The organism is Pelagicoccus sp. SDUM812005, assembly GCF_031127875.1.
Classification (GTDB): domain Bacteria; phylum Verrucomicrobiota; class Verrucomicrobiia; order Opitutales; family Opitutaceae; genus Pelagicoccus.
The window spans coordinates 1-10,840 of sequence record NZ_JARXIA010000039.1; the positions used below are offsets into that span (position 1 = coordinate 1).

At 61.8% G+C, this 10,840-nt stretch carries 8 protein-coding genes; 3 read left to right on the top strand and 5 right to left on the bottom strand.

The window, feature by feature from the left end; genetic code table 11:
- Positions 1–129 precede the first annotated feature (129 nt).
- Positions 130–2,580 (bottom strand): helicase C-terminal domain-containing protein, encoded by a 2,451-nt coding sequence (locus tag QEH57_RS24205; protein ID WP_309009386.1) that lies wholly within the window; start codon positions 2,578–2,580, stop codon positions 130–132.
- Positions 2,581–2,767: 187 nt separating this feature from the next.
- On the opposite strand from QEH57_RS24205, the gene QEH57_RS24210 reads away from it, so the two are divergent.
- Positions 2,768–3,259: a hypothetical protein gene (locus tag QEH57_RS24210; protein ID WP_309009387.1), complete on the top strand. Its 492-nt coding sequence runs from the start codon at positions 2,768–2,770 to the stop codon at positions 3,257–3,259.
- Between the two features lie 18 nt (positions 3,260–3,277).
- Here the strand turns inward: QEH57_RS24210 and QEH57_RS24215 are convergent, their stop codons facing one another.
- The 4 genes from QEH57_RS24215 to QEH57_RS24230 all read right to left on the bottom strand — a co-directional run bounded on the left by QEH57_RS24215 (position 3,278) and on the right by QEH57_RS24230 (position 7,764).
- Positions 3,278–3,802, bottom strand: a complete 525-nt coding sequence (locus tag QEH57_RS24215) for a dihydrofolate reductase family protein (protein WP_309009388.1) — start codon at positions 3,800–3,802, stop codon at positions 3,278–3,280.
- 43 nt (positions 3,803–3,845) lie between these two features.
- Positions 3,846–4,541 carry a response regulator transcription factor gene (locus QEH57_RS24220; RefSeq protein ID WP_309009389.1) on the bottom strand — a complete coding sequence of 232 codons (696 nt, stop codon included), beginning with the start codon at positions 4,539–4,541 and terminating at the stop codon, positions 3,846–3,848.
- Positions 4,538–6,274 (bottom strand): HAMP domain-containing sensor histidine kinase, encoded by a 1,737-nt coding sequence (locus tag QEH57_RS24225; protein WP_309009390.1) that lies wholly within the window; start codon positions 6,272–6,274, stop codon positions 4,538–4,540. Before QEH57_RS24225 ends, QEH57_RS24220 begins: the two co-directional genes overlap by 4 nt.
- Positions 6,275–6,411: 137 nt before the next feature.
- Positions 6,412–7,764 carry a VWA domain-containing protein gene (locus tag QEH57_RS24230; RefSeq protein WP_309009391.1) on the bottom strand — a complete coding sequence of 451 codons (1,353 nt, stop codon included), beginning with the start codon at positions 7,762–7,764 and terminating at the stop codon, positions 6,412–6,414.
- Positions 7,765–7,955: 191 nt separating this feature from the next.
- Between QEH57_RS24230 and prfB the strand changes: the two genes are divergently transcribed.
- Both prfB and QEH57_RS24240 read left to right on the top strand, forming a co-directional pair.
- A protein-coding gene (gene prfB, locus QEH57_RS24235; RefSeq protein WP_309009392.1) for a peptide chain release factor 2 occupies positions 7,956–9,099 on the top strand; the annotation gives its coding sequence in 2 pieces (ribosomal slippage) (positions 7,956–8,027 and positions 8,029–9,099; 1,143 coding nt in all).
- A gap of 249 nt (positions 9,100–9,348) precedes the next feature.
- The gene (locus QEH57_RS24240) at positions 9,349–10,749 is read left to right on the top strand and encodes a hypothetical protein (protein ID WP_309009393.1); all 1,401 of its coding nucleotides are present in this window, start codon (positions 9,349–9,351) and stop codon (positions 10,747–10,749) included.
- Positions 10,750–10,840 lie beyond the last annotated feature (91 nt).

Below are 10,840 nucleotides of genomic sequence, written 5' to 3' on the forward strand. Positions count from 1 at the left end.
TCGTTTAGTTAGTCGTACTGTGTGATGAGGGAAACGCGGCGTGCCCGGCGGTCCCGCCCTACCTTATGCGAATGATCAAACGAAAAATGCTCTAGATCCTGCAGCACGGCCGCTGGCTAAAGCACAGCGCTACGATGAGAGCCACTCCCTCAAGTCGCTCTCTTCGTGAATGTATCGTTTCGACTGGTAGAGGGGATCGAGCAGGCGCTTGGTTTTCGGGTCGGCGAAGCGCTGGCAGTGGAGCAGGGCTTTGACTTTGTGCTCGGGCGATCGGACTAGGCGTCCGAGGGCTTGATTGACTTTTTGGATACCGGGGTGGAGGTAGGCGCGTTCGAAGCCGTTGTGGCCTAGGTCGTCGTGGTGCTTGCGCTTGGCTTCCTGGATGAAGTTCATCTCCGGGAGGGCGGGACTGACCACGATGGCGGTGCCGGCTTTGCCGCCGAGGGTGTCGACTCCTTCGGCGTAGGAGGAGCCGAGGATGAGGATGAGCACGTCGTGGAAGGCGAGGGTTTCCTCGAGGTAGGCGTTGCGGTCGGCGAGGCTGCCGCCGGAGCGGGGCTGCAGGGCGACGCGCAGCTCGGGGTGGTGGAACTGCAGGGCTTCGTTCGCTTGCTTGGCGTAGGCGTAGCTGGGAAAGAAGGCGATGACGGGACCGGCGCTTTCGGCGGCCGCCGCAATGCTGGATGCTGTGGTGGGAAGGTGGATACCGCGCGTTTTGAAGCGGGTGTCGACCCGCAGGTCGATGGCCACGTCGTAGGAGTCTTGGCGCCAAGGGGCGGGCGGGGTGGAGTGGTAGATGGGGTCCGCTGCACTGGAGGGCGGGGATTGGGGCGAGAGGATTTGCCTATCGCCGAGTCCGATTTCGTCGAGGTAGGAGTCAAGGGGCGTTAGGGTGGCGGAGAGGAAGAGGGCTCCGTTGTATTGGGAAAGCTGAGACGCGATGAGCTTGGCGGCGTCGATGCACTCGAGGCGGAAGCTGCCGGGGGCGGGTGACCAGAGTTGGTGGCGGAGTTCGCCTCGTTGTTGGCCGGCGTGGGCGGAGCTGATTTGGAAAAGCAGCTCGAGGGTGGTGGGCTGGAGTTCCTCGTAGGCGAGGGGCTCGCTGGTGAGGTGGTCGCTGATTTTGCCGAGGGCGTGGCGGAAGTCGGCTTCGGTGCTGGGGGCGAGGTGTTGGGATTTGGGGTCGGGGGCTTGGATGGTGAGAAGGCTGGCTAGGGTCTTGAATTGGGAGCGCAGGGGAGCGGGAGCCTTGTTGGCTTGCAGGTCGTCGAGGGCGGCGTAGACGGGGTGGACCGAAAATTCGTAGGTGTAGGAGGAGGCGACGCGGGAGGGCAGGTTGTGGGCTTCGTCGATGATGAGGAAGGTGCGGGCGGGATCGAAGTCGGTCTGGTCGGCGAGCAGGCGGGCGGAAGCGGGGGAGAAGAGGTAGTTGTAGTCGCCGATCCAGATGTCGCGCTGGCCGAGGCCGGCACGCATGATTTCGTAGGGACAGATGCCGGTGGCGCGTCCTTCGGCCCGCAGGGTTTCGAGGTCGAGCTCGTCTTGGGAAAGCAGGTAGAGTCGCTGCAGGCCGGAGCGTTTCCACTTTTCGTGGAGTTCGGCGAGGTAGGGGCAGGTCTGGCGGGAGCAGCGGAATTCGTGGTGGATGCAGTGCTCCTGCTTGTTGCGGATGTGCCAGAAGGTGGCGGGTAGGGCCTTGGGGCTGCGCCCTTCCGCGCTTGGCTCAGGGGGATTGGCTTTGGCGAGCAGGGCCCGCAGGCGGGTGAGGGCTTCGGTCTGGCCGGTGGACTTGGAGGTGAGGTAAAGGACGCGGTCGCATTGGCCGGCAGCGAGGCGTCGGGCGGCGTATTCCCAGGCGACTCCGGTTTTGCCGTAGCCGGTGGGGGCTTCGAGGAGGGTGACCTTGGATTGGGAAAAGGCGTCGGCGAGCTCTTGCTGGATATTTTCCTGGCCGGGACGCGGGGCGTCGTAGACGGGCCGCACGGCGAGGGAGCGCAGGCGAGCGAGTCGCTCTTGCTTGGCCTCGAGATAGTCGACGAGGGTATCGAGGTGATCGACGAGGAGGGCGTCGTAGCTGGGGTCGAGGGTGAGGGATTGGGTGAGCCCGGAGCCGATTTCGACGAAGAGGAGTTCCAGGGTGAAGCGGGAGGGCTCCGTCGGCGGGGTGGTGGACGGGGCGGAGTCTTGCGATCGGAGGAGCAGCTCTCGGTAGGCGAGCAGCTGCAGGGGGTAGGCGGGGTAGCGCTCGAGGATGGCGTCGCGGCCGAGGGGGACGGGCTCGGAGAGGGTTTTGATTTCCCGCAGGTGGTGCGCGTTGGCGGTGGATTTGAGTTGGTCGATGCGCCCGGTGAGCTGGAGGGTCCAGTTTCGCCAGCTGAGGGGGCCGCTGATGGCGACTTCGTTTTGCATGCCTTCGCCCGCCTTGTCCGATTCGCTCTGGATGCGCTGGTGCCACTCGGTGCCGAGCTGGGCCCGCCACATGGCGGAAATGCCGCCGAAGCCGGGCGTTGCGTAGGGGGTGAAGGCGGAGAATTCTCCTACGCTGAGAGTGGCTTGGCGGTTGGCGGCGTCGATGTGCATGGATGGCGAAACTGCGAGAGAAGGGGAAGCGCTAGAGAGTTGGAAGCGAATTTGAGCGAAAAGGAAGTGGCGTTGGGGAGAGGGGCAGGCTTTTTCTTGGTGGGATTGATTAGGGGAGATCCGGTTTTTTTGCTGCGCTGGGGATAATTTCAGCTAGGGTGGGGTCTCGTCGATTAAAGTACTTGTTATGAGAATTTTCCAAATCTTGGCAGTGGCTGTTTTCAGCCCGGTTTTGTGCGTGGCTTCAGACTACATGGATAGCGTGTTGACGAACCTGCAGGGGGTGGGCTTGGAGATCCGACAGCTGAATATCCAATCGGATTCCTTCGACCTTTCCTACGAGGATGTGGAGGAGCAGGCTTTGAAGTCTCTGGAGGAGTTTGACGTGCGGCTGCTTTCTTCGATGGAGTTGGACGTGATGCCGGGGCAACCGTACTTGGAGGTGGCGATCGACGTGGCCCATGTGCAGGGGCCGAGCCATCTGTACATGGTGAAGCTGGAGCTACGGGAGATGGCCCAGCTGGAGCGTCCGAAGGATCGCGCGGTATCAATGTCGTTGGCGACTTGGGAGCGCAAGATGATGGGCGTGGCGAATCGCCCGGAGAAGATTACCGAGGAGCTGAACAGTTTGCTCCGCCTGTTTTCGGACGAGTTTCACTCGCACAATATGGCCGACTAGGACGCGGCGGGAGTCGCTTCAGGAGGCGGGCTTGTATTTGAGCAGGAGAGTGTTGCCGCTGAGGTGTTGGCTGGAGATGAGGGTGAGAGGGCGTTCGCGGGGGCTGTTGAGCAGTGGAACTCCGTTGCCGAAGAGCAGGGGCTCGAGTGTGATCCAGAGCTCGTCGACGAGGCCGCTTTCGAGGTATTGGGTATAGATTTCGCCGCCGCCGAGTAGGGCGGTTTTTTTGCGTCCGCGTTCGGCGAGTTCCGAGAGGACGTCGGCGGGCTGGGCTTGGGTGAATTCGATAAGTTCGGGGCGGGTGTCGGCGGCGTAGGCTTGCGGGTCTCGGGTGACGATCTTGCGGAGGTAGCGTTTCGACGTGGAGTTTTGGATACGTTCGCGGAGGGTGGCGTAGGTCTTGCGGCCCATGATGAGGGAGTCGAAGTCTTTGAGCGTTTCGCGCAGGAAGAGGGCGTCGGCGTCGCTGCAGAAGTCGGTTCCGGGGCGGTCGAGGCGGGCGATGTATCCGTCGAGGGTTTGGGCGGCGATGAGGATGAGCATGTGGAGAAATCGGTGTGGTGGATCGGCGCGAGCGTGAGGGGGCTTAGCTTTGGCTGCGGTAGCCGACGCCGTGCACGGTTTCGATGGGGTCTTGGGCGCCGAGGGTGGCGAACTTTTTGCGGAGCTGGGCGATGTGTTGGTCGAGGGTGCGGGTGGTGCCGTAGTATTCGATTCCCCAGACGCGGTCGAGCAGGGTGGAGCGATTGAGGACTTCGCCGGGGTGGAGGTGAAATTGTTCGAGCAGCTTGAGTTCGCGTTCGGTGAGGGGGATCTCTTGTTGTTGGTATTCGAGCTTGTAGGTGGCTCGGTTGGCGGTGACGGGGCCGAAGGGGAGCTTGCTGGGCAGCTCGGGGACTGCGGGCGCGGCAGCGGCGGTGCGGCGAAAGATGGCCTCGATGCGGGCCAGCAGTTCGAGGACGCCGAAGGGTTTGGTGATGTAGTCGTCGGCTCCGAGCTTGAGGCCGAGCACTTTGTCGATCTCCTGGCTTTTGGCGGTGAGCAGTACGATGGCGGTGTGGGGGGCCTTGGCGCGGAACTCTTGGCAGAGGGCGTAGCCGTCCTTGCCGGGCATCATGATGTCGAGCAGGGCGAGATCGTAAGTTTCTTGCGAGAAGAGGCTGCTGGCTTGCTTGCCGTTGGCGGCGGAGGCGACGTGGTAGCCTTCGCTTTCGAGCGTATCCACGAGTCCGGTACGGATGTGGGGATCGTCTTCGGCGACGAGGATGCGTTTCTTGCTCATCGTTCTAGGGCGGGAAGGGGGAATTCGAGGGTGAAGGTTGGATTTTGGCTTTTGTTCTCGGGATGCTGGTAGCGGAGCGTGGCGCCCATCTCGTGAGCGAGGGTTTGGGCGATGCTGAGGCCGAGGCCGAAGCCGGAGGTTTCGGAGGTGAGGGAGTCGTCGCCGCGGGCGAAGGCTTGGAAGGTCTTCTTGCGCAGGTGCGGGGGAAGGCCGGGGCCTTTGTCGGAGAATTGGATGGTGGCGCGATTTTGGATACGTTTGCTTTGGATGCGTATCCAGGCTCCTTGCTTGGCGTACTTGAGGGAGTTGTCGATGAGGTTGCCGATGATTTGGCAGAGGGCGTCGCGATCGAAGGTGAGCTGGGCGTCTCCGAGTTGGAGGTCGGTTTCGAGGGTGAAGTTTGCGCGGGCTAGGTCGCTTTGGCGGAGCTCAAGGTAGGCTTGGAGTACGGGATCGAGCTCTTGGGTGGCTAGGTTGAGCTTGGCGCGAGCTTGGTCTAGGCGGGAGAAGTCGAGCACGTTGTTGACGAGACGGGTGAGGCGTTTGCTTTCGCCGGAGATTGTATCGAGATACTTGATGCGCTTTTCGGAGTCCTGCACGCGTCCGCTTTGCAGGAGTTCCGAGTACATGCGGATGGTGGTGAGCGGGGTTTTAAGTTCGTGCGAGACGTTGGATACGAAGGAGACTTTGCGGGCGGCGTCGAGCTGGCTGGCGCGCGTTTGCCAGACGAGCCAGAGGCCGGTGCCGAAGAGGGTGAGCAGGACGGCGGTGGTGCCGAGGCCGGCGGCGCTGGTGAGCACGCTGCTGAGGCTGCCGTCGAGCTGGGTGTAGAGGATGAGGTTCCAGCCGGGGAGTTCGCTGCCGAGGGAGAATTGCTCTCCGGATCCGCGGCTGAGGTAGTCGGAGCGGTAGCGGGAGGCGCTTCCGTCTAGGGTGGTGGCGACGGGTTTCCCGTTCCGGTCCTGGATGACGAAACGTTCGATATTGGGGGCTAGTTCGGCGGGGAAGGATTTTTGCAGGAGATGGGAGAGGTCGCTGAGGCGAATGACGGCGCCGGTGATGGCTTGGCCGTCGTTCCAGCTGGAGATGCCGATCCAATAGCTTTCGCCCTTTTGGGAATCGTGTATCCAACGAGTGGAGTCGGAGGTCCAGGCTTCGCGCTTTTTTCGGTAGGAGCTTTTGGCGACCTGGGTGGAGATCTGGGATTGGCTGCGGATTTCTTGGCGCAGGGTGGTATTGGCTCCGTAGTTGTAGGAGCTGGGTTGGGGGGCGGAGTCGCCAGCCACGTCGGCGAAGGCTTCGCGTTCCTTGAGGTCCGTGACGGAGCGGGGGGCGTCCCAGATCCAGCCTTCTTTGGGCGGACGAATGAGGGAGCTGAAATGGGGGGCGAGGGCGGGGTCTTGGGGGAAGAGCTCGACGGTGTCGGGCGAGGAGGATTTCCAGGAGAAGGCGAAGGAGACGAGGGGGTCGCGTTGCTGCCAGGCGGCGAGTTGGGGCGCGAAGTTGGGGCCTTCGAAGGCGAGGAGGGATTCGGTGACGGCGGTTTTGATTTCGGCGACGGTGAGTCCTATGTTTTCAACTACGGTGGCGGCTTGGTTGTTGGCGGCGAGGAGGTTGGCTTGCCGGAAGCGGTCGGCTTCCCGCCAGAGCAGCCCGTAGACGATCGCCCCGATGGCGAGCGTGGTGCTTGCGAGCAGGAGGAGGGGCAGGGCCAGTTTGGGCTTCTTGGGCATGGAGTCAGGCTGATGGGAGTCGGCGGCGGTGTGAAGGGTGTTTTTTGGTGTGGGGAAGTCGCGCGGAGCTTCGGCGGGAGACCGCAGTGCCGATTCTATTGTTTGCGGTCGCGGGCTGAAGCTCCGCGCTGCGGTAGTTAGTATGACTTTTGTTGGGAGCGGGTTTGGTAGGAGGAGGAGCGCATTTCTTTGCGGGACTTATTGTCGAGGCCTTGGGTTTCCAGGGTGGTGGCGGTGGACTCGAGTGCGAGGCGCTTTTCTTCGATTTCGGCGTCGTTCCAAACGGTATTGTTGGTGGCTATCCAATCTTCGAGCTCGCTGAGGGCGGCGGTGGCTTGGGGGACCTTGCCTTGGTCGGCGAGGGCGACGGCTTCGTCCTGGGCGATGGCGATGTAGTTGTAGACGACTTGGCGCTGCACGTCGATGTTGACGGACTTTTCCTTCTCCTGGCGGTCGGCGGCGAAGGTGGTGGTGGCGGTGTGGTTGACGGCGTAGGTTTGCTCGGAGTCGATGTCTTGGTAGCGAGTGGTGATGGCGGCGATTTCTTGGGTGGAGTGGGCTTTGCCTCCGGGGTTGCGGACTTCGATGAGGGCGAACTTTTCTTGTCCGGCGTAGAGGTGCTTGATGTCGAGAGTGACGCGGTTTCCTTGGACGCGGCCGTCGCGGCCGATGATGCGAAGGGGCTGGAAGCCGTGCAGGCACTCGATCTCGATGACGGCGTTTTGGGCGACGATGCTGGAGGCGTCGCCGAGCTCGGAGTCGAAGATGCGCGGCAGGTCGTTGGCGGTTTCGACGAAGTAGACGTTTCCTTGTCCGGCGGCGGAGAGTCCCGCCATGAGGTCTTCGTTGTAGCCGAGTCCGAGTCCGATGGTGGATACGGTGATGCCTTCGCGGGCGAGGGATTGGCCGAGCAGCTTGAAGTCGCGCACGGAGGAGGGGCCTTCGTTGGCGAGACCGTCGGAGAGGAGCAGGATGCGGTTGATGCCGGCGCTGTCGTTGAGGGCGGGGCGGAGCTCGGCGGCTCCGAGATTGACTCCGGCGTAGATGGCGGTGCCGCCGTCGGCGTGGATGCGGTCGATGTAGGCGCTGGGGTTGGAGACGCGTCGCACTTGGGTGAGGGGGAGGAGGGTGCGGGCGCTGTTGTTGTATGCTACGATGGATACGTAGTCGTGTGGCTGCAGGGTTTGGAAGGCTCGGTGGATGGCTCGCTTGGCCATTTCGATCTTGGCTCCGTTCATGGATCCGGAGCGGTCGAGCACGATGGCGAGGTTGAGGGGCGGGCGCTCGTAGTCGCGGCGCAGGTGGGCGGGGAGGAGGCTGACCTTGAGGATGGCGGTGTCGTTTCCTTCGGCGGAGAGTTGGGCGTAGTCGAGCTCGGCGGTGAGAGCGACGGTGGGATCGGTGGCTGCGGCGGAGGCGGCTGGGGCGAGCAGGTGGGCGAGGATCGGAGCGAGTCCGAGGAGGAAGGCGAATAGGTGTCGGTGTTTCATGAGAGTGTTTTGTTTCCCGGGTTGAGTGGATGGAGGTCCGCGCGGGGCGGTCTCCGGTTCGCTGGGAATTAAAGCAGATGTGGGGCGGGGGCTTGTCATGGGTTGGCAAAAGAATTGTCAGGAAAATGTCATGGGCGGGGCGGGGTTGGAGCTTGATTTGGGAATTGGGGGATGGGTAGTGTTCCCGCCCTATGATCAAGCCTGAGACCAAGGACCTTCACGACCAGATTGAAAAGAGAGCCGGATACCTCTGGAGGTATCTTTGACGTCGACAAGAAGAAGACGGAGATAGCGGAGCTCGAGGAGCAGATGAGCGCGGAGTCGTTCTGGAATGACCAGAAGGCGGCTCAGAAGGTGATTGCCCAGGCTAACCTGGCGAAGGGCGTGGTCAACGGCATGACTTCCTTCATGTCCAAGCTGGAAGATGCTCGGGCCATGGAGGAGCTGTTGGAGGAAGAGAGCGTGGACGAGCTTTCCGACGAAGCGGCGGAGCTGCATGCCGCGGCCGAGGCCTTGAAGGAGGAGCTCGACGAGCTGGAGATCCAATGTTACTTGAACAAGCCGCATGACCGCTGCAACGCCCTGCTCAGCATCAACGCGGGGGCGGGCGGCACGGAGAGCTGCGATTGGGCGGATTTGCTGTACCGCATGTACACGCGTTGGGCGGAGCGTCGCGGGTTTAAGGTCGAAGTGATCGACATGCTCCCCGGCGAAGAGGCGGGCTTGGACAAGGTGACGCTGCGCATCGTGGGCGAAAATGCGTTCGGTTACGCCAATGCGGAGCGCGGGGTGCACCGCTTGGTGCGCATCAGCCCCTTCGACTCGCAGAAGCGTCGGCATACTTCCTTTTGCGCGGTGGACGTGGTGGCGGAAATCGAGGACGACATCGAAATCGAGGTGGAAGCGAAGGACCTGCGCGAGGACACTTATCGGGCCAGCGGCAAGGGTGGCCAGCACGTCAACAAGACCGACTCGGCGATCCGCCTGACTCACTTGCCGACCGGCATCGTGGTGCAGTGCCAGAACGACCGTTCGCAGCACAAGAATCGCTCCACGGCGATGAAGATGCTGAAGGCGCGGCTCTACGAGCGCCAGGAGGACGAGAAGCGCAGCGCCATGGAAAAGATGTACGGCGAGAAGGGCGAGATTGGCTGGGGCAACCAGATCCGCAGCTACGTCTTCCAGCCGTACCAGATGGTCAAGGACCTGCGCACGGGCGTGGAAACGGGGAACATCCAAGCGGTGATGGACGGCGATATCGATCGTTTCGTCTACGGTTGGCTGCGAGCCGGTTCGCCTCGTTCCCGCAACAAGGAGATCCAGATCGAGGATTGAGCCGATTTGGGTTAGGTTGAGCGGCGGTAGGTTCTAGGTTCGGGGAAATTTGAGATGGCCGGATTTCAGCAGACAAGGGGAGGTCGGAAGGATTCTCCTGCAGTTTTTCGATGCTGCGAATCGCTTGTGTCGTGTGGGGCTACGGTCGTCGCAACCGACGGAGCGCGGAGCTTTCGCATAAACCGACACTAGCCGTTCCCTCGTCGCCTAGAACGCATCGCCAATTAGCTAATACCTTATCAGAGAGAAATGGAACTCGCCGCACTACAGACAGCATTTTCGGAACAGGAGCTCTTCGAGGGCAAGTCTTGGCGGATGTCGCCCGAGCCTTGGCGCTTGACGCCGGAGATCGTGGCGAAGCTGGAGGAGATCGGGCAAGCCAGCTTGGAGTTCTATCAGGCCCTGGAGCTGCTCTACCGGCGTTCCTTCGAAGGGAAGAAGCTTCTGCGAAACAAGGACCTCTACGCTCCTTGGGTGGCGGAGTACCTGGACCGCGGCAAGGCGAAGAGCTTGCTGGAAGCGTGTCGGAGCAAGGCGAACAAGGGTGCCTTGCCGCCGGTGATCCGCCCTGACTTGCTAGTGACGCAGGACGGGTTTTCGCTATCCGAACTCGATTCGGTTCCGGGGGGCATTGGGCTGACCGCGTATTTGAATCACTTATACGAAGGCGCCGGCGCGGAAGGGATGTTGGGCTCTGGCGGAGCGATGGAAGAAGCGTTCTATCGCAGCATTGCGGCTCTCGCTCCCCATGAAGACTTTCCGGTGATCGTGTTGGCGGTGAGCGAGGAGGCGGGAACCTACAAGCCGGAGATGGACTGGCTGGCGGAGCGTTTGCAGCGTCGCGGTTATCGCGTATACAGCCTGTGGGTACAGCAGGTCTTTCCTTTGGGCGGCGCCGTGTATTTCGACATGGATGGGTCGCCGGAGAAGATCGATGTCGTTTATCGCTTCTTCGAGCTGTTCGATTTGCCGAACTTGCCGGAAGCGGAGTTCATCTTCGAGGCGGTGGAAAATGGGGAGGTGGCTATGACGCCGCCCGCGAAGCCGTTCCTCGAGGAGAAGATGGGCATGGCCCTTTTCCACCATCATTTGCTGGAAGGCTTTTGGAAGGAGAACCTATCCAAGAAGTCGTTCAAGGTATTGAAGAAGTTGATACCGAAGTCTTGGATCGTGGATCCGGCGCCTTTGCCGCCAGGGGCGGTGATCGATGGGCCGGTTGCCCAAGGCAAGCCCTTGCATTCCTGGATGGACTTGGCGGAAGCGAGCCAGAAGGAGCGTAATTTGGTGCTTAAGATTTCCGGCTTTCACGAGACGGCTTGGGGATCGCGCAGCGTGGTGATCGGAAACGACGTTTCCAAGGAGGACTGGAAGGATGCCTTGCAGGAGGCGGTCGACATGGCGGATACGCACCCGCACGTGCTGCAGGAGTTCAGCAAGTCGGTGCAGCTGAAGCATCCGCTCTACGGAGAGGATGGCACGGTCTACGAAGCCAGCGGTCGCCTGCGCTTGAATCCCTACTACTTCACCGACGGGGAGACCGTGAAGCTGGCGGGCGCCTTGGCGACCTTTTGCCCGCCGGACAAGAAGATCATTCACGGCATGGAAGACGCGGCGATGTTGCCCAGCCGCGTGCTCGAAGCGAAGGCCTAGCCTAAATTATTCATGACAATTCTGCTGCGCGACCACGAATCCCGCCCGGAAGTGGGGTTGCCTTGTTTCGCGACCGAAGCGGGGTTTCAAC